Source organism: Streptomyces thermocarboxydovorans, from assembly GCF_039524635.1.
Lineage (GTDB): Bacteria > Actinomycetota > Actinomycetes > Streptomycetales > Streptomycetaceae > Streptomyces > Streptomyces thermocarboxydovorans.
The window spans coordinates 4,960-22,920 of the sequence record NZ_BAAAGU010000021.1 but is presented as its reverse complement, the minus strand read 5'-3'; the positions used below and the strand labels follow the sequence as shown (position 1 = coordinate 22,920).

The following is a 17,961-nucleotide window of genomic DNA, read 5'->3' as shown; positions in this document are numbered from 1 at the left end:
GCGGGTGCCGGGTCCGCCGACCGGTACCGGTTGCGTCCGGGTGCGGCCGGGTCCGCCGGTCAGTACGGTGCGGGCATGGGCGGCGAGAAGGCGGCGAAGCTGCCGCGCAAGGTGTACGAGAAGGAACTGCTGCGGCTGCAGATCGAGTTGGTCAAGCTCCAGGAGTGGGTGCGGGCGGAGGGCGCCCGGCTGGTCGTGGTGTTCGAGGGGCGGGACGCGGCCGGCAAGGGCGGCACCATCAAGCGGGTCGCCGAGCACCTCAATCCCCGGGTCGCGCGGGTCGCCGCGCTCCCCCGACCCACGGAGCGGGAGCGCACCCAGTGGTACTTCCAGCGGTACGTGGAGCATCTGCCGGCCGCCGGGGAGATCGTGCTGTTCGACCGCAGCTGGTACAACCGGGCCGGCGTGGAGCACGTCATGGGCTTCTGCACCAAGGAGGAGTACGAGCTGTTCCTGCGCCAGTGCCCGATCTTCGAGCGGATGCTGGTGGAGGACGGGATCCTGCTGCGCAAGTACTGGTTCTCGGTGAGCGACACCGAGCAGCAGGAGCGGTTCCGGCGCCGGCTGGAGGATCCGCTCAGGCGCTGGAAGCTGTCGGAGATGGACCTGGAGTCGATCACGCGCTGGGAGGACTACTCGCGGGCCAAGGACACCATGATGGTGCACACCGACATCGCCGAGGCGCCGTGGTACGTGGTGGAGAGCGACGACAAGCGGCGGGCCAGGATCAACATGATCGCCCATCTGCTGGACTCCGTGCCCTACCACGAGGTGCCGCCCGCGGTGCTGGAGCTGCCGGAGCGCCCGGAGTCCACCGGCTACCAGCGCTCGCCCCGCGACCTGCGCACCTACGTGCCCGACCACGCGGCGAGCCTCTGAAAGCCGTCGGAGAGCAGACGTGCGGCGCTGCGATGTCCGTCGCAGCGCCGCAGCTTTACCCAACCCTGTGTGAGTGACGGGGCGTCACTCGCTGATCGGCACCTTGCCGTTGGGCTGCGCACCGCTGCGGGCAGCCAGGCCCTTGAGCAGCTCGGCGAGGTCGACGCCCGTGGTGGAGCTGAGCAGTTCCATGCCCTGGGCGACGTTGTCGGCGACCGTGCGCGGGAGCTGACCGGCGCCGTCCGTGGAGATCACGGTCATCTTGTCCACCGCGGCCAGCGGCTCGGCGGCCTTGCCGACCACCTGCGGCAGCACCTCCACCAGCATCTGCAGCACCGCCGCGTCGCCGTAGCGCTCGAAGGCGTCGGCCTTCTTCTGCATGGCCTCGGCCTCCGCCGCGCCCTTGGCGGCGATGGCCGCGGCCTCCGCGTCACCCTCGATGCGCACCGCCTCGGCGAGCGCGGCGCGCTGGGCCTTCTCGCCCTCACCGGTGAGCCTGGCCCGCTCGGCGGCCGCCTCGGCCTCCTTGACCGCGGCGATGCGGCGGGCCTCGGCCTCCTGCTCGGCCTGGTAACGGGCGGCGTCCGCGGGCTTGCGGACCTTGGTGTCCAGCTCACGGTCCGTCAGCTCGGCCTGCCGCTGGGCGACCTTCTCCTGCTCCTGGAGGATCTCCTGCTGCCGTGCCGCCTCGGCGAGCGGTCCGGCGGCGTTGGCGCGGGCGGCGGCCTCGTCGGTCTCCGCCTTGATCTCGGCCTGCTTCAGCGCGAAGGTGCGCTGGGCGATGGCGATCTCCTCCTCGGCCTTGAGCCGGGCCTGCTCGGAGGCGCGCCGGGCCTCGGCCTCGGCGATGTCGGCCTCCTGCTTGGCGCGGGCGGCCTCGGGCCGGCCCAGGTCCTCGAGGTAGGAGCCCTCGGTGGAGATGTCCTGGATCTGGAAGGCGTCCAGCACCAGGCCCTGCCCGGACAGGCTGGCCTCGGCCTCCTCCGCGACCTGGCCGGCGAAGGCGGCACGGTCACGGATGATGTCCTCCACCGACATGCGCCCGACGATGGAGCGCAGGGCGCCGGAGAGCACCTCCTGGGTGAAGCCGACGATGCCCTCCTGCTGCATCAGGAAGCGCTGGGCGGCGGCGCGGATGGAGTCCTCGGTGCCGCCGACCTTGACGATGGCGACGCCCTCCAGGTTGGCCTTGACGCCGCGCAGCGTGACCGCGCCGCGGACGGCCACCGGGATGTGCCGGCTGGACAGGTCGAGGGTGAACTTCTGCTGGACGAACGGCACGACGAAGACGCCGCCGCCGACCACGACCTTCTGGCCGCTGTTGTCGGTGAAGACCCGGCCGGTCTCCGGGTCGGTGGCCTTCTTGCCGCGCCGGCCGGTGACGATGAACGCCTCACTGGGGCCGGCGACCTTGTAGCGGGTGATGACCACGAGGGCCAGCAGGACGACGAGGACGACCGCGCCGGCCGCGGCGATCAGTACTGGGCTCATATGTGTATATCCCCTTCAGCCCTCCCTTGGGGACGGCGCATCGGAACGACATGACGTACGGGGGTGTGGAAATGCGGTCAGGCGGCGCCGTGCCCGGTCAGCGTTCGACCGGGCGGACCACCACGGAGGTGGGCGTCGGGGACGACTCCACCCAGACCTCGGCGCCGCGGTCCACGGGCACCGAGCACTTGGCGGCCAGCTTCAGCGGCTGCCCGGCGAGGTGGACCAGCACTTCGCCGTAGCCGTCCGCCGGGATGGCGGTGACCACGGAGCCCGGGCTGCCGACGAGATCGCCGCCGCGCGGCGTGGCGGCCGGGTCGTCCCGCATCAGCACCCGGGTGAACCTCAGCGTCAGCCAGGCGGCACCGATCCCCGCCGGCACACCGATCGCGGTGGCACCGGCGGGCCCGACGCCCGTGGTCGCCAGTGCGACGGCCCCGCCGAAGCCGAGCATGGACACGAAACCGGCGACGACCGGAAGAGAGAGCCACCCGTCGAACAGGCCGTCCAGGGCACCGTCGAGCAGGCCCTCCAGAAGCCCGTCGAAGATCAGCGAGAGCGCCAGCAGCACGAGTCCGGCGATACCGAGCCCCAAGAACCAGTTCATTCAGGGCCCCCTGTCGTCGACAACCCCCGTGCGCGCATCCTGGCACACGGGCAGGTCGTGGCACATTGCCGGAGTCCGGCAATCTTTACGCTGTCTTGATGCCGTGTTCGGCACGGAGCGGCTCCCGGTGCGCGCGGCGGGCTCCGGAGGGCGCCGCGGGCGCCTGTGGGCCGGCGGGCCTCAGGTGGGGGTCGTCCAGCGGGGTGCGGTCTCGGCCCAGGCGGCGTCCCAGGCGGCGAGGTTGCGGCGGTGCAGGGCGAGGACGGTCGCGGCGTGCGCGGCGGCTCCGCCGAGCGCGACGCCGATGGCGGCGAGCAGCCCCCAGCCCATGCCCCGGCTGCGGATCTGCCCACGCGACATCGGCGGTTCGGTGGCCTCGCCGTCGGCGCCGACCCAGATGCGCACCTTGCTGCCGGCGGGCAGCCCCGGCCGTACCTCGGTGCGGGTGGTGCGGGTGCGGCCCTCCCGGGTGATGAAGCGGACCTCCACCGGGTAGCGGGTCTCCTTCTCCTCCTCCGAGCCCGGTTCGGGGTGGCGCGGGGCATCCCGGGTGAGGGTCGCGGTCGCCTGGTACCGGGTCTCCCGCTGGTGCCGTGCGGTGTCCTCGTAGTGCCGCATCGCCGCGTCGCCCACCAGGAGGGCGGCCACCGGTGCCGCCGCCGGCACGACGAGGAGCAGGACGATGCCGGCCCAGGCGCGGATCACGTCGGTGCGGCGGCGCAGGCTGTTGCGCCGCAGGGTGCGCATGCGCCACAGCGCCACGCGCGGGGGCGGGCCGGGGGGCGGCTGGGGCGGTCGGGGATGGCCCGTCACGTCAAGGCTCCTCGAGGGAATGCAGGTCGTGCCCCGGTGCGGAGGAATGGTCGCGGGCCTCGTCCGGCGGCCGGCGCCGCAGGTGGCCGGCCAGGCTCGCGGCGCCCCGGACCGCGGCGGTGTGCGGGGACGGTACCGGGCTCACCGGGCAGCCCAGACGGGCCGGGAGGGCATGGGTGATGTCGGGGCGCAGGGCGCCTCCGCCGGCCAGCAGGACGCCCCGGCGCAGGGCGGTGCGGGTACGCGCGGTGCGGTCCTGGCGCAGCATCCCGGTCACCATGTCGACGACCGCGTCGGTGACCTGCCCGGGTGGTGTGCCGTCGGCCAGGTCGGCGGTGCCCAGCGCCGTGCGGCGCGCGTCGGTCACCGCGCCGCCGGCGAGCAGCACGGCCTCGGTGAGATGCGCGCCGATGTCCACCACCAGCAGCGGCCGGTTGTCGTCGGCGCCGGCGGCCACGGCCACCGCTCGCGCCCCGGGGACGGTCAGCACCTCGCGCGGGCGGAGGACCTCGGCGGCCGTGCGGGCCGCGGTGCGGAAGTCCGGTCCGCCGAGAGCGGGCGTGGTGACGACGACCAGGGGCCGGCCGAAGCGGGGCAGCCGGTGGCCGAGCAGCCGGTCGAGCATCCGGGCGGCGCCCGCCGGGTCGACGATGGTGCCGCGCTGGACGGGGTGCGCCGCGCCGCCGCCCGGGAAGGTCACGGTGGGCACGTCGAGCACGATGCCCCGCCCGGCGATCCACGCCCGGGTGCGGGCGCTGCCCAGGTCGAGGGCGACGGCCGGCCCACGGCGCCGGGGCGGCCGGACCGCGTCGGGTCCGGCCGCCCTCAGCGCCCGGGGCACGGTCATCGGGCCGCCTCCCGAACCTGCTGGCAGCGGCCGCAGTAGCGGGCCTGCGGCACGATCCGCAGCCGTTCCCGCTCCACGGGACGGCGGCACAGATGGCAGCCGCCGTACGTGCCGGCGTCCATGCGGGCCAGCGCGGCCTCGACGTCGGCGAGGACCATGCGGGCGGAGGCGGCGAGCTGGGCGCGGACCTCGCCGTGGCCGGGCCCCTCCCCGTCGCGCCCACCGCCGGGCGGGGACCCGGCGCGGGCGAACTGCCGCAGCTGCTCCCGGCGGAAGAGCCGCTGCTCGTTGAGGCTCTCGCGCAGGGCCGCGAGGTCCTCGGGCGTGAGGCCGGCGTGGTCGGCACCGGCCTCCTGGCCGGACAGCGTGTGAGGAGACACCATTTCACCCCTGACGCGGGACGGGGACGACGCGGGACGGGGACGCCGGTCAGGCCGCGCGGCGGCGGCAGGTGACGCAGTGGCGGGTGTAGGGCAGGATCTCCAGGCGCTCCGGCGGCACCGGCTTGCCGCAGCCCTCGCAGATCCCGTACGTGCCGTTGTCGAGGCGGGCGAGGGCCTGTTCGATCTCCTGGAGCGCGCTCTCGATCGCCTCGCGCTGGTGTGCGGTGAGCGGATCGTCGGGACTCGCCGTTTCTTGGTCGAGTGCCTTGAGCTGGGCCAGCCGCGTGCTGCGCGCGTGCTCCAGGCGCCGGCGGATCTCCTCGGCGGCGGTGTGGCCGGGGCGCGGTTCGGTGCGGGGCACGTCGAGCGACATGACAGGGTCCTCCAGGGTCGGCATACGAGTGGATGTCCTCACCATGACCCGTTCCGGGTGCGGAACCCATGGGCCGAGGTACCCATCTGTGCGGGGTCGTCCGACCCACCCCGCCCGGCCTGGGCGACGCGGTCCGCCGGAAATGGGGTGCGCACCCCATCGACGGGGAGCCGGGACCCCGGGCACGCTGGCCGGTGATCGCCAGAGCAGGGGGCCGTGGCCGCACCGTTCGGCGCGGTGACCGACAGTAGAGGCAGACGAGTGTGAGGAAGGCGTGACCTCCGTGTCCCTGTACTGGCGGATCTTCGGCCTCAACGCGGTGGTGCTGGGTATGGCCACCGCGCTGCTGCTGTGGGCTCCGGTGACCGTGTCCGTTCCGGTGCTGCTGACGGAGGCGGTGATCCTGGTGGGCGGGCTGGTGGTGATGCTGGTCGCCAACGCGGCGCTGCTGCGCATCGGTCTCGCCCCGCTGGACCGGGTGACCCGGCTGATGACCACCGTCGACCTGCTGCGTCCGGGGCAGCGGCTGCCGGTGCGCGGCGGCGGCGAGGTCGCGGAGCTGGTCTCCACGTTCAACGCGATGCTGGAGCGGCTGGAGGGCGAGCGCGCCGCGAGCAGCGCCCGCGCCCTGCTCGCCCAGGAGTCCGAGCGGCGGCGCATCGCGCAGGAGCTGCACGACGAGGTCGGGCAGAGCATGACGGCGGTGCTGCTGGCGCTGGAGCGGGCCGCCGACGAGGCACCGGATCCGCTGCGGGCCGATCTGCGGCAGGTGCAGGAGATCACCCGGGAGAGCCTGGACGAGGTCCGCCGCCTGGTGCGCCGGCTGAGGCCGGGGGTGCTGGACGACCTCGGTCTGGTCAGCGCCGTCACCTCGCTCGCCACCGAGTTCGCCACCCATACGGGCCTGCGGGTTCGCCGCAGCTTCGACGCCGATCTGCCCGCGCTGGACCGGGAGACGGAACTGGTGATCTACCGGGTGGCGCAGGAGGGGCTGACCAACGCGGCCCGGCATGCCGAGGCGCAGAACGTCGAGGTGAGCCTCCGCGGCGACGGCGGGGGTGTCGTGCTGGAGGTGAGCGACGACGGCCGCGGCATCGGTGCCGCCCAGGAGGGCGCCGGCATCCGCGGCATGCGTGAACGTGCCCTGCTCGTCGGGGCCACACTGGACATCGTCCCTGCGGCTCCCGCCGGAACCACTCCCGCCGGAACCACTCCCGCCGGAACCAGGATCCGGCTGACCGTGCCCGTCCCCAGGAAGCAGTCATGACTCAGCACCCATCGCCCGGCGCCCAGGGCGCCGGCACCTCGCCGATCAGGATTCTGCTCGCCGACGACCATGCCCTGGTGCGGCGCGGCGTGCGGCTCATCCTCGACCGGGAGCCGGACCTGGAGGTCGTCGCCGAGGCCGGGGACGGTGCGGAGGCGATCGCCCTGGCCCGCGAGCACGAGGCCGATCTGGCCGTGCTGGACATCGCCATGCCCCGGCTGACGGGGCTGCAGGCCGCGCGGGAACTGGCGTCGCTGAAGCCGGGCCTGCGGATCCTGATGCTGACCATGCACGACAACGAGCAGTACCTGTTCCAGGCGCTCAAGGTCGGCGCGGTCGGCTATGTGCTGAAGTCGGTCGCCGACCGGGATCTGGTGGCCGCCTGCCGGGCGGCGATGCGTGACGAGCCGTTCCTCTACCCGGGGGCGGTGACCGCGCTGATCCGCACCTACCTCGACCGGGTGCGGCACGGTGAGGAGGCGCCCGAGCAGCTGCTCACGCCGCGTGAGGAGGAGGTGCTGAAGCTCGTCGCCGAGGGCCATTCCTCGCGGGAGATCGCCGAGCTGCTGTTCATCAGTGTCAAGACGGTGCAGCGGCACCGGGAGAACCTGCTGAACAAGCTGGGCCTGCGGGACCGCCTGGAGCTGACCCGCTACGCCATCCGCGCCGGGCTGGTGGAGCCTTGACCGGGCAGCGGTACGGGTTGAGGCCGGGGCCCGCCCTCCGGTGGTCCCGGCACCCAGGGGTGGCCGCCGCCCGGTGCCCCCGGAGTGCTCCGGTGGCCGTCGCCGCCCGGTGGCCCCGGGGCGCGGTGGCCGCCGTCGCCACCCTGGCCTGCCTGCTGCTGATCCTCGCGCCGGGCGCCGCCGCCTCGTCCACCCCCGCCGGATCCGGTGCGCCCGGGCCGCCCGCCACGTACGCCCCCTCGGCGGACCCGTCCGGTGCGCGGCCGGCCGCGGACGAGGCCTACGTCGGCTCCTCCCCCGTTCCCCTCCGGCCGCAGCGCGACGCCGGTGAGCGGAGCGTGCCGGCCGGGCCGCTGCTGTTCACTCCCCCGTACACGCCCGCGATCCCGCCGCGGCCGGCGCCGCCCGCGCCGGTGCACGGCAACGCACCGCCCGACGCCGCACATCTGCCCGGTGACCTCGGCCGGGCACCGCCCGCCGCCTCCAGCACCTGAGAGCCCACAACTCCTCACCGCCGCGCCGCCCGTGAGAGCCGCGGCCCGCCTGCTGGAGGCATCACGTGAAACGTCCCGCCCGCTTCCGGGCGTTGTTCGCACTGGCCGTGATGGCCGCGGCCGTGTTCATCGCCGTCACCGTCCCCGTGAAACTCGGTCTGGATCTGCGCGGCGGCACGCAGATCGTGCTGGAGACCCGGTCCACGTCCGAGGCCAGGGCCGACGGGGAGGCCACCGACCGCACGCTGGAGGTGCTGCGCGGCCGGGTCGACGCGCTCGGTGTCGCCGAGCCCACCCTGGTCCGCTCCGGTGACAACCGGATCATCGTCGAGCTGCCCGGCGTGCAGGACCCGCGCCGGGCCGCCGACGTCCTGGGCCGCACCGCCCAGCTCACCGTCCACCCCGTGCTCGGCCCCGACGCGCCGAAGGAGAAGGGCGAGCGCACCCTGCCCGACGAGCAGGGGCAGCGGCTCAGGCTCGGCCCGGCCGCGCTCACCGGCACCGACGTCGAGGGCGCCGAGGCCCGCTTCGACCAGCAGGGCGGCGCCGGCTGGCATGTCGCCGTGGACTTCGAGGACGACAAGAAGTGGGCCCGGCTGACCGGCGAGGCCGCCTGCAACCCGCCCGGCGATCCGCGGCGCCGGGTCGCGATCGTGCTCGACAACAAGATCATTTCCTCGCCGCAGGTCGAGCCGTCCGTCGCCTGCAACGTCGGCATCACCGGCGGCTCCACGCAGATCACCGGCTCCTTCTCCAGCGACGAGGCGCGCGAGCTGGCGCTGCTGATCGAGGGCGGTGCGCTGCCGGTGCCGGTGGAGACGGTGGAGCAGCGGACCGTGGGCCCGACGCTGGGCGCGGAGGCCATCGAGGCGAGCGCCTGGGCGGCCGTCGTGGGCACCGCCCTGACCGCGCTGTTCATCATCGTGGTCTACCGGCTCCTGGGCTTCCTGGCCACGGTGGCGCTGGCCTGCTACGGCGTGATCTCTTACGCGGCCCTGGCGGCGCTCGGCGCGACGCTCACCCTGCCGGGCCTTGCCGGTTTCGTGCTGGCGATCGGTATGGCCGTCGACGCCAATGTGCTGGTCTTCGAGCGGGCGCGCGAGGAGTACGGCAGGCGGAACCGGCCCAGCAGCCGCTCGGCGCTGACCGCCGGATTCAAGGGAGCGTTCAGCGCGATCGCCGACTCCAACATCACCACGCTGATCGCGGCGGTGCTGCTGTTCCTGCTCGCCTCCGGACCGGTGAAGGGCTTCGGCGTCACCCTCGGCATCGGTGTGGTCGCCTCGATGATCAGCGCCCTGGTGATCACGCGGGTGCTGGCAGAGTTCGCGGTGTCGCGGCGCTCGGTGTACCGCCGTCCGCAGCTGACCGGTCTGGCCTCTCTCGGCCGGGTCCGCGAGTACCTGACGCGCCGTGACCCGCAGCTGATGCGCCGGCCGCGCCGCTGGCTCGCGGTGTCCGCCGTGGTGCTGCTGCTGGCCGGCGCGGGCATGGTGGTGCGCGGGCTGAACTTCGGGGTCGAGTTCACCGGCGGCCGGCTGATCGAGTACTCGACCTCCACCGCCGTCGACCCGGACCGGGCGCGCGACGCCCTGGCCGACGCGGGCTTCCCGCAGGCGGTGGTGCAGTCCTCGGGCGACAACCAGCTCACCGTGCGCACCGAGAAGCTGAGCAACACCGAGGCGGCCGAGGTCGCCGAGGCCATCGCCGAGGTGGGCGGCGGCGCGGAGAAGGTGCGCGACGAGCTGATCGGCCCGAGCCTCGGCGAGGAGCTGCGCCGCAACGCGCTGATCGCGCTGGGCCTGGCCCTCGGCGCCCAGCTGCTGTATCTCGCCGTGCGGTTCCGCTGGGTGTTCGGCACGTCGGCGGTGGCCGCGCTCGCTCACGACGTGGTGATCCTCACCGGAATCTTCGCCTGGCTGGGCAAGCCGATCGACGGGGTGTTCCTGGCGGCGCTGCTGACGGTGATCGGCTACTCGGTGAACGACTCGGTCGTGGTCTTCGACCGGGTGCGGGAACTGCTGGCCAAGGACCGCAAGAGGCCGATGGCGCAGTCCGTGAACCTGGCGATCCTGCAGACGGTGCCGCGCACGGTCAACACGGGCATCGGCGTGATCTTCATCCTGGCGGCGCTGGCGGTGCTCGGCGGTGAGTCGCTCACCGACTTCGCGCTCGCCCTGCTGATCGGCATCGGGGTGGGCACGTACTCGTCGGTGCTGACCGCCTCGCCGCTGGCCGTCGAGCTCGACGCCCTCCAGCACGGCAAGGGCAGGGGCGGCCGTGGCCGGGCCGGGTCCGGGCGCCCGAAGGCCGGTGCCGGCCGGCACCCGAAGGGCCGGGACGGAGGCACCGGCCAAGGGCAGTGACCCGGTCGGCGGGGTGCCGTACGCCTGTGAAACGCGCGTGCTCGCCCCGCCGACGTGCCGGCGCCGGGTGCGGAACTCGCCCGGATCGCCTGGCGGTCAGGCGGCCAGCGGTGCCTTCTCCGCCCCGTCGCCGGCCGGCTGCCGGGCGAACTGGGTGCGGTACAGCTCGGCGTAGCGGCCGCCCGCCGCCAGCAGCTCGGTGTGCGTGCCGCGTTCGACCACCCGGCCGTCCTCGACGACGAGGATCAGGTCGGCGGCCGTCACGGTGGACAGCCGGTGGGCGATCACCAGCGCGGTCCGGCCCTGAAGGGCCTCGGTGAGCGCCTCCTGGACGGCCGCCTCGGAGGTGTTGTCCAGGTGGGCGGTGGCCTCGTCGAGGATGACGACCCGCTGGCGGGCAAGCAGCAGCCGGGCGATGGTCATGCGCTGGCGTTCGCCGCCGGAGAGCCGGTAGCCGCGTTCGCCGACCACGGTGTCCAGGCCGTCGGGCAGGGACCGTACGAGGTCGTCGAGGCGGGCGCGGCGCAGCGCGTCCCACTGCTCCTCCTCGCTCGCCTCCGGGCGGGCGAGGAGGAGGTTGGCGCGCACGGTGTCGTGGAAGAGGTGACCGTCCTGGGTGACCATGCCGAGGGTGTCGCGCAAGGAGGCGGCGGTCAGGTCGCGCACGTCGACACCGCCGACCCGTACCGCGCCCGAGTCCACGTCGTAGAGGCGGGGCAGCAGCTGGGCGATGGTCGACTTGCCGGCGCCGGAGGAGCCGACGAGGGCGACGGTCTGCCCGGGTTCGGCGCGGAAGGAGACGCCGTGCAGCACCTCGGCGCCGCCCCGGGTGTCGAGGGAGGCGACCTCCTCCAGGGAGGCGAGGGAGACTTTGTCGGCGGACGGGTAGGCGAAGCGGACGTCGTCGAACTCGACGGACACCGGGCCCTCCGGGACGTCACGGGCGCCGGGCTTCTCCTCGATCAGGGGCCTCAGGTCAAGGACTTCGAAGACGCGCTCGAAGCTCACCAGGGCGCTCATCACCTCCACGCGCGCCCCGGCGAGCGAGGTCAGCGGCGCGTACAGGCGGGTGAGCAGCAGCGCCAGCGAGACGACCGCGCCCGGGTCGAGGGCGCCGCGCAGCGCGAACCAGCCGCCGAGCCCGTAGACCAGGGCCAGGGCGAGCGCGGAGACCAGGGTGAGGGCGGTGATGAACACCGACTGGGCGGTGGCCGTGCGGACGCCGATGTCGCGGACCCGGCGGGCGCGCACCGCGAACTCCCGCGACTCCTCCTCGGGCCGGCCGAACAGCTTGACCAGGGTGGCGCCGGGCGCGGAGAACCGCTCGGTCATCCGGGTGCCCATGGCGGCGTTGAGGGTGGCGGCCTCGCGCTGCATGCGCGCCATGCGGCGGCCCATCAGCCGGGCCGGGATCACGAACACCGGCAGCAGCACCAGCGCGATCAGGGTGATCTGCCAGGACAGGGCGAGCATGACGGTGAGGGTGAGCAGCAGGGTGACGATGTTGCTCACCACGGTGGACAGGGTGTTGCTGAAGGCCCGCTGGGCTCCGATGACGTCGTTGTTGAGCCGGGAGACCAGCGCTCCCGTACGAGTGCGTGTGAAGAACGCTACGGGCATGCGCTGCACATGGTCGAAGACGGCCGTGCGCAGATCGAGGATGAGGTCTTCGCCGAGGCTCGCCGACAGCCGGCGGCCGAGGATGCCGAGCGCCGCCTCGGCCACCGCGATCAGGGCGATGAGCAGAGCCAGTTGGACGACCCGTTGCTCGTCCCCGCCGGAGACGATGGTGTCGACGACGCTGCCGGCGAGCAGCGGGGTGGCGACGGCGAGCAGTGCGGTCGCCGAGCCCAGCAGCACGAACAGGGCGATGCGGCGGCGGTGCGGGCGGGCGAAGCCGCCGATGCGGCGCAATGTCACCCGTGCGAGGGGGCGGCGTTCCTGTGCGTTCAGGACGCTGTGCAACTGTGTCCACGCTGTGGTCTCCATGCTCATGGAGCCGAACGTAGAACCTCAAGCAATGTTGAGGTCAAGCTCCGAGGTGCGAAGGTCCCGATGACGCTGCAGAAAACCCTGCCCACCCGTGCGCCCGAGCCGTCGGAACGGGCTGCCGTGCCGCCGGAATCCGCTGCCGCCGCGGGACATGGCGGCTCCCGGGGTCCGGCGCGGACGATCCGCCGCGTTCTGTGCGTGGTGCCGCTGCTGCTGGTGACCGTGGCCGCGGTGCGGCACCGCTCGGTGCTCGCCGAGGGCTTCGCGCATCTGGCGACCGCGCGCTGGCCGTGGCTGCTCGCCGCTGCCGGGGCCACCTGCCTGACCTGGGTGGCGGCGGCCTGCACCCGGCAGGGCGCGGTGCTTCCGCGGCTGCCCGCGCGGCGGTTGCTGGCCACGCAGTTCGCGGCGGGCGCGGCGAACCATCTGCTGCCCACGGGCCTCGGAGCGAGCGCGGTCAATCTCCGGTTCATGACGGTGTGCGGTCTGTCGCTGCCGCGCGCCTCGGCCGGTCTTGCGCTGTATCTGCTGGCGGAGGCGGTGGGCCGGGTGGCGCTGCTGGGCGTGCTGCTCGTCGCCTTCCCCGGTGCGCTGAGACTGCAAGTGCTGCTGCGCGAGGGGGCGTTCGGCCCGCTGCTGCTCGGCCTCGCGGGGGTGGCCGCCCTCGCGGCGGGCGCCCTGGTGTGCGTACGGCGGCTGCGTACGGCCGTGCACTCCTTCCTGCGCACCGGGCTCGGCGAGGCCCGGTCGGTGCACACCCGGCCGGCCCGGGCGCTGGCGCTGTGGGGCGGGGCGCTGGCCTTCCCGGCGCTGCAGGCGACCGCGCTGGTGCTGGTGGGTCTGTCCCTGGGGCTCCAGGTGCCGCCCGCGCACATGGCGGTCGCCTATCTGGCGGCCACCGTGGCGGTCGCGCTGGTGCCGACTCCGGGAGGGCTGGGGTCGGTGGAGGCGGCGCTGATCGTGGCGCTGGTGGCGGCGGGCGGCGCGCCGCCCGTGGCCACGGCGGTGGTGCTGGCCTTCCGCGTCATCACGGTGTGGCTGCCGCTGCTGCCGGGCGCGCTGACGCTGGCGGCGCTGGTGCGGCTGAAGGTGATCTGAGCGTAGGGTGCCCCTTCCTTCACGCTACGAGACCTTGAAGCCACGGAGAGGGGCACTCGCCATGCCGGTCCGGACCGAACGCCAGGGACCCGTCACCACCGTCGTCCTGTCCCGCCCCGAGGTGCGCAACGCCGTGGACGGGCCGACCGCCGCCGAACTCGCCGATGCCTTCCGCGCGTTCGAGGCGGACGAGGAGGCGCGGGTCGCGGTGCTGTGGGGAGAGGGCGGCACCTTCTGCGCGGGCGCGGACCTCAAGGCGCTCGGCACCGAGCGCGGCAACCGGGTCGCGCCGGACGGGGACGGGCCGATGGGGCCCACCCGGATGCGGCTGTCCAAGCCGGTGATCGCGGCGGTCGCCGGGCACGCCGTGGCGGGCGGGCTGGAGCTGGCCCTGTGGTGCGATCTGCGGGTCGCCGAGGAGGACGCGGTGTTCGGGGTGTTCTGCCGCCGCTGGGGCGTCCCGCTGATCGACGGCGGCACCGTCCGCCTTCCCCGTCTGATCGGCACCAGCCGGGCGCTCGACATGATCCTCACCGGCCGCCCGGTGTCCGCCGCGGAGGCGTACGACATGGGGCTGGCCAACCGTGTGGTGCCCACCGGGCGGGCCCGCGCCGCGGCGGAGGAGCTGGCCGCCGAGATCGCCCGGTTCCCGCAGGACTGCCTGCGCTCCGACCGCGCCTCCGTGCTGGACCAGGAGGGCCTGGACGCCGAGTCGGCCCTGCGCGCCGAACTCCGGTACGGCACCGGCGTCCTGACCGAGAGTCTGAAGGGGGCCGCGCGCTTCGCCTCCGGCGCCGGGCGGCACGGCTCGTTCTCGGACATGTGACGGGCGCCGGTGCGAACCCGCCCCGCGGATACGGCAGGATGATCGATCGTGCCGGTTCCGTGGACGTCCCAGGGCGGCACGACGTACTTCCCGGAGATTCGAACAGGTGACGAGACGTGACACGACTTCACATACGGTCGTCGGCACAGGCGTTCGGCGGAGGTGAGCGGTGACCCGCGAACTGACCTTGGACGACCTGGTGCGTGCCGGTATCGCCGTGGCCGCCGGTCTGCTGGCGGCCCTGGCGCTGCGCATGCTGCTGCGCTGGCTCGGCCGGAAGGCGGAGCTCACCCGCTGGCGCGGGGACGACGTGATCGTGGACGCGCTGCGCATGGTGGTGCCCCTGGCCGCCGTCGCGGGCGGTGTCGCCTCGGCGGCCGCGGCGCTGCCGCTGACCCGCACGGTGCAGCACACGGTCAACCAGGTGCTCACCGTGCTGCTGATCTTCGCCGCGACGGTGTCGGTGGCCCGGGTGGTGGCCGGCCTGGTGCAGTCGGTCACCCAGTCCCGCTCCGGTGTGGCGGGATCCGCGACCATCTTCATGAACATCACCCGGATCCTGGTCCTGGCGATCGGGTTCCTGGTGGCGCTGCAGACGCTGGGCATCTCCATCGCCCCGCTGCTCACCGCCCTCGGCGTCGGCGGTCTCGCGGTCGCGCTGGCCCTGCAGGACACGCTCGCCAACCTCTTCGCGGGCATCCACATCCTCGCCTCCAAGACCGTGCAGCCCGGTGACTACATCCGGCTGAGCAGCGGCGAGGAGGGGTACGTCGAGGACATCAACTGGCGGCAGACCACGGTCCGCGAACTGTCCAACAACCTGGTGGTCATCCCCAACGGGCAGCTCGCCAAGACCAACATGACCAACTACATGCGGCCCGAGCAGAAGCTGACCGTGCTGGTGCAGGTCGGCGTGTCCTACGACAGTGACCTGGAGCATGTGGAGCGGGTGACGACGGAGGTCGTCGCCGAGACGATGAAGGAGATCACCGGGGCGGTGCCCGAGCACGAGCCGGCGGTGCGCTTCCACACCTTCGGCGACTCGCGGATCGGCTTCACGGTGATCCTCGGCGTGGGCGAGTTCAGCGACCAGTACCGGATCAAGCACGAGTTCATCAAGCGCCTCCACCGCCGCTACCGCGAGGAGGGCATCCGCATCCCGTCCCCGGCCCGCACCGTGGCACTCCAGCAGGGCTCGGTGGTGATCCCGCAGCAGCGGGGCACGGAGAACACGGAGCCGAGCGAGATGACGGCCACCCGACCGGTCTGAACCCGCGGGGAGGCCCCCCGGAGGGGGCTTCCCCGACCCGAGCGTGGCCTACCGCAGGGCCGGAGGGTTTCCTCCGCCCGAGGTCCGCGTCCCGCAGGCACTTCCCGGCCGCCGGGAGGAGCCGCCTGCGGGCTCCTTCCCCGGCCGACGGGAGTGTGCCCGGGGCCGCCGCCGCTGCCCGCGGCGCTGACGCCGGCCGACGTGGCCCGCACGGGAGGGCGTTTCCCCGTGTGACCGGGCCGTGCCGGCCTGTGAGGTTCCGCCCGTGCCGCAGCCCCCGTGGCCGAAGATCGGCTTGGATCCGGCGTGGACCCCTGTCGAGTGCGGGTCGATCACGAGATATCTTGATGTCGAGCAATGTTGCAGACGTGGAGCGGAGCACCCGGTGACTGACTCGACCATCATCTATACGCACACTGACGAGGCCCCGGCCCTGGCGACGTATTCCTTCCTGCCGGTGGTCCAGGCGTACGCCTCGCAGGCGGGTGTCACCGTGGAGACGCGTGACATCTCGCTGGCCGGGCGCATCATCGCCGTGTTCCCGGAGTACCTGACCGAGGACCAGCGCATCCCGGACGCCCTCGCCGAGCTGGGCGAGCTGGCCAAGACGCCCGCGGCCAACATCATCAAGCTGCCGAACATCTCGGCCTCCATCCCGCAGCTGAAGGCCGCGATCGCCGAGCTCCAGAGCAAGGGCTACGCGCTGCCGGACTACCCGGACGACCCGAAGACCGACGAGGAGCGCGAGATCCGCGCCCGCTACGACAAGGTCAAGGGCTCCGCGGTGAACCCGGTGCTGCGCGAGGGCAACTCCGACCGGCGCGCCCCGGCCTCGGTGAAGAACTACGCCAAGACCCACCCGCACCGCATGGGCCCCTGGTCCCCCGAGTCCAAGACCAACGTGGCGACGATGGGCGTGGACGACTTCCGCTCCACGGAGAAGTCTGTCGTCATCGAGGAGGCCGGGTCGCTGCGCATCGAGCTGAAGGGCGACGACGGCTCCACCACCGTGCTGCGCGAGTCCGTGCCCGTGCAGGCCGGTGAGGTCGTCGACGCCGCCGTGATGCGGGTCGCCGCGCTGCGCGAGTTCCTGACCGAGCAGGTCGCCCGCGCCAAGCAGGAGGGCGTGCTCTTCTCGGTGCACCTGAAGGCGACGATGATGAAGGTCTCCGACCCGATCATCTTCGGCCACGTGGTGCGCGCCTTCTTCCCGAAGACGTTCGCCAAGTACGGCGACAAGCTCGCCGCGGCCGGCCTGAGCCCGAACGACGGTCTGGGCGGCATCTACAAGGGCCTGGAGAACCTGCCCGAGGGCGAGGAGATCAAGGCCTCCTTCGACGCCGAGCTCAACGAGGGCCCGGACCTGGCCATGGTCGACTCCGACAAGGGCATCACCAACCTGCACGTGCCCTCGGACGTCATCGTCGACGCCTCCATGCCCGCCATGATCCGCACCTCCGGCCACATGTGGGGCCCGGACGGCCAGGAGCACGACACCCTGGCGGTGCTGCCGGACTCGTCCTACTCCGGCGTCTACCAGGCCGTGATCGACGACTGCCGCGCCAACGGCGCCTACGACCCGGCCACCATGGGCTCCGTCCCGAACGTCGGCCTGATGGCGCAGAAGGCCGAGGAGTACGGCAGCCACGACAAGACGTTCGAGATCCCCACCACCGGCACCGTCCGCCTGGTGGACCAGAACGGCAACGTGGTCCTCGAGCAGACCGTGTCCGCCGGTGACATCTTCCGCGCCTGCCAGACCAAGGACCTGCCGATCCGCGACTGGGTGAAGCTGGCCGTCACCCGTGCCCGCGCCACCGGCGACCCGGCGGTGTTCTGGCTGGACGAGACCCGCGCCCACGACGCCAACCTGATCGCCAAGGTCAAGCAGTACCTGCCGGAGCACGACACCGAGGGCCTGGACATCCGCATCATGTCCCCGGTGGAGGCGACCAAGCTGTCGGTGGAGCGCATCCGCCGCGGCGAGAACACCATCTCGGTCACCGGCAACGTGCTGCGCGACTACCTGACCGACCTGTTCCCCATCCTGGAGCTGGGCACCAGCGCCAAGATGCTGTCGATCGTCCCGCTGATGGCGGGCGGCGGCCTGTTCGAGACCGGCGCCGGCGGTTCCGCGCCCAAGCACGTCCAGCAGCTGATCAAGGAGAACTACCTGCGCTGGGACTCCCTCGGTGAGTTCTTCGCCCTGGTGCCGTCCCTGGAGCAGTACGCGAAGTTCACGGGCAACGCCAAGGCCCAGGTCCTGGCGGACGCGCTGGACCGCGCCACGGCGACCTTCCTCAACGAGGACAAGTCGCCGACCCGTCGCCTCGGCGGCATCGACAACCGCGGCAGCCACTTCTACCTGTCGCTGTACTGGGCGCAGGAGCTGGCCCGCCAGACCGAGGACGCGGACCTGGCCAAGGCCTTCGCCCCGCTCGCCGAGACGCTCGCCGCCAACGAGCAGAAGATCGTGGACGAGCTGATCTCCGTCCAGGGCAGCCCGGCCGACATCGGTGGCTACTACAAGCCGGACCCGGCCAAGGCCTCCGCGGTCATGCGCCCGTCT

Annotated in this window: 16 protein-coding genes; 9 read left to right on the top strand and 7 right to left on the bottom strand. The window is 73.0% G+C overall.

Annotation, left to right across the window (positions count from 1 at the left end; genetic code table 11):
• Nucleotides 1-75 precede the first annotated feature (75 nt).
• Nucleotides 76-879 carry a polyphosphate kinase 2 gene (ppk2, locus tag ABD198_RS11995; RefSeq protein ID WP_344000196.1) on the top strand — a complete coding sequence of 268 codons (804 nt, stop codon included), beginning with the start codon at nt 76-78 and terminating at the stop codon, nt 877-879.
• A gap of 84 nt (nt 880-963) precedes the next feature.
• Here ppk2 and ABD198_RS11990 read toward each other — a convergent pair whose 3' ends face one another.
• The 6 genes from ABD198_RS11990 to ABD198_RS11965 form a co-directional block, all read right to left on the bottom strand.
• Entirely contained in the window at nt 964-2,370 is a 1,407-nt protein-coding gene (locus tag ABD198_RS11990; RefSeq protein WP_344000194.1) for a flotillin family protein, read from the bottom strand.
• Between the two features lie 97 nt (nt 2,371-2,467).
• A complete protein-coding gene (locus ABD198_RS11985) occupies nt 2,468-2,977 on the bottom strand; it encodes a hypothetical protein (protein WP_344000191.1) in 510 nt (169 codons plus the stop codon).
• 180 nt (nt 2,978-3,157) lie between these two features.
• Nucleotides 3,158-3,724, bottom strand: coding sequence for an Rv1733c family protein (locus tag ABD198_RS11980; RefSeq protein WP_344000312.1), 567 nt, complete (start codon nt 3,722-3,724; stop codon nt 3,158-3,160).
• A 67-nt stretch (nt 3,725-3,791) separates the two neighbouring features.
• A complete protein-coding gene (locus ABD198_RS11975; RefSeq protein ID WP_344000189.1) occupies nt 3,792-4,637 on the bottom strand; it encodes a hypothetical protein in 846 nt (281 codons plus the stop codon).
• Entirely contained in the window at nt 4,634-5,020 is a 387-nt protein-coding gene (locus tag ABD198_RS11970; protein WP_344000187.1) for a TraR/DksA family transcriptional regulator, read from the bottom strand. Before ABD198_RS11970 ends, ABD198_RS11975 begins: the two co-directional genes overlap by 4 nt.
• 46 nt (nt 5,021-5,066) lie before the next feature.
• A complete protein-coding gene (locus ABD198_RS11965) occupies nt 5,067-5,393 on the bottom strand; it encodes a TraR/DksA family transcriptional regulator (RefSeq protein ID WP_344000185.1) in 327 nt (108 codons plus the stop codon).
• Nucleotides 5,394-5,676: 283 nt separating this feature from the next.
• Between ABD198_RS11965 and ABD198_RS11960 the strand changes: the two genes are divergently transcribed.
• The 4 genes from ABD198_RS11960 (at nt 5,677) to secD (ending at nt 10,206) form a co-directional block, all read left to right on the top strand.
• On the top strand, nt 5,677-6,660 hold the full coding sequence (locus tag ABD198_RS11960) for a HAMP domain-containing sensor histidine kinase (RefSeq protein ID WP_344000311.1): 984 nt from the start codon (nt 5,677-5,679) through the stop codon (nt 6,658-6,660).
• On the top strand, nt 6,657-7,346 hold the full coding sequence (locus ABD198_RS11955) for a response regulator (protein WP_344000183.1): 690 nt from the start codon (nt 6,657-6,659) through the stop codon (nt 7,344-7,346). Before ABD198_RS11960 ends, ABD198_RS11955 begins: the two co-directional genes overlap by 4 nt.
• 92 nt (nt 7,347-7,438) lie before the next feature.
• A complete protein-coding gene (locus ABD198_RS11950) occupies nt 7,439-7,840 on the top strand; it encodes a hypothetical protein (protein WP_344000181.1) in 402 nt (133 codons plus the stop codon).
• A 110-nt stretch (nt 7,841-7,950) separates the two neighbouring features.
• Nucleotides 7,951-10,206 carry a protein translocase subunit SecD gene (gene secD, locus ABD198_RS11945; RefSeq protein ID WP_344000309.1) on the top strand — a complete coding sequence of 752 codons (2,256 nt, stop codon included), beginning with the start codon at nt 7,951-7,953 and terminating at the stop codon, nt 10,204-10,206.
• A gap of 96 nt (nt 10,207-10,302) precedes the next feature.
• On the opposite strand, the gene ABD198_RS11940 is transcribed toward secD, so the two are convergent.
• Entirely contained in the window at nt 10,303-12,195 is a 1,893-nt protein-coding gene (locus ABD198_RS11940; RefSeq protein WP_344000306.1) for an ABC transporter ATP-binding protein, read from the bottom strand.
• Nucleotides 12,196-12,396: 201 nt separating this feature from the next.
• On the opposite strand from ABD198_RS11940, the gene ABD198_RS11935 reads away from it, so the two are divergent.
• The 4 genes from ABD198_RS11935 to ABD198_RS11920 form a co-directional block, all read left to right on the top strand.
• The gene (locus ABD198_RS11935; RefSeq protein ID WP_344000304.1) at nt 12,397-13,296 is read left to right on the top strand and encodes a lysylphosphatidylglycerol synthase transmembrane domain-containing protein; all 900 of its coding nucleotides are present in this window, start codon (nt 12,397-12,399) and stop codon (nt 13,294-13,296) included.
• Nucleotides 13,297-13,357: 61 nt separating this feature from the next.
• On the top strand, nt 13,358-14,122 hold the full coding sequence (locus tag ABD198_RS11930; protein ID WP_344000179.1) for a crotonase/enoyl-CoA hydratase family protein: 765 nt from the start codon (nt 13,358-13,360) through the stop codon (nt 14,120-14,122).
• A gap of 169 nt (nt 14,123-14,291) precedes the next feature.
• Complete coding sequence (locus ABD198_RS11925; protein WP_344000176.1) at nt 14,292-15,392, top strand: mechanosensitive ion channel family protein; 1,101 nt, start codon at nt 14,292-14,294, stop codon at nt 15,390-15,392.
• A gap of 385 nt (nt 15,393-15,777) precedes the next feature.
• The coding region (locus tag ABD198_RS11920; RefSeq protein ID WP_344000174.1) for an NADP-dependent isocitrate dehydrogenase at nt 15,778-17,961 on the top strand (2,184 nt) is incomplete at its 3' end.

Bases quoted from the DNA above. Each gene is read 5' to 3' on its own strand.
- ppk2 (WP_344000196.1), top strand. From the start codon at position 76: ATGGGCGGCGAGAAGGCGGCGAAGCTGCCGCGCAAGGTGTACGAGAAG.
- ABD198_RS11990 (WP_344000194.1), bottom strand. From the start codon at position 2,370: ATGAGCCCAGTACTGATCGCCGCGGCCGGCGCGGTCGTCCTCGTCGTC.
- ABD198_RS11985 (WP_344000191.1), bottom strand. From the start codon at position 2,977: ATGAACTGGTTCTTGGGGCTCGGTATCGCCGGACTCGTGCTGCTGGCG.
- ABD198_RS11980 (WP_344000312.1), bottom strand. From the start codon at position 3,724: ATGCGCACCCTGCGGCGCAACAGCCTGCGCCGCCGCACCGACGTGATC.
- ABD198_RS11975 (WP_344000189.1), bottom strand. From the start codon at position 4,637: ATGACCGTGCCCCGGGCGCTGAGGGCGGCCGGACCCGACGCGGTCCGG.
- ABD198_RS11970 (WP_344000187.1), bottom strand. From the start codon at position 5,020: ATGGTGTCTCCTCACACGCTGTCCGGCCAGGAGGCCGGTGCCGACCAC.
- ABD198_RS11965 (WP_344000185.1), bottom strand. From the start codon at position 5,393: ATGTCGCTCGACGTGCCCCGCACCGAACCGCGCCCCGGCCACACCGCC.
- ABD198_RS11955 (WP_344000183.1), top strand. From the start codon at position 6,657: ATGACTCAGCACCCATCGCCCGGCGCCCAGGGCGCCGGCACCTCGCCG.
- secD (WP_344000309.1), top strand. From the start codon at position 7,951: ATGGCCGCGGCCGTGTTCATCGCCGTCACCGTCCCCGTGAAACTCGGT.
- ABD198_RS11940 (WP_344000306.1), bottom strand. From the start codon at position 12,195: ATGGAGACCACAGCGTGGACACAGTTGCACAGCGTCCTGAACGCACAG.
- ABD198_RS11930 (WP_344000179.1), top strand. From the start codon at position 13,358: ATGCCGGTCCGGACCGAACGCCAGGGACCCGTCACCACCGTCGTCCTG.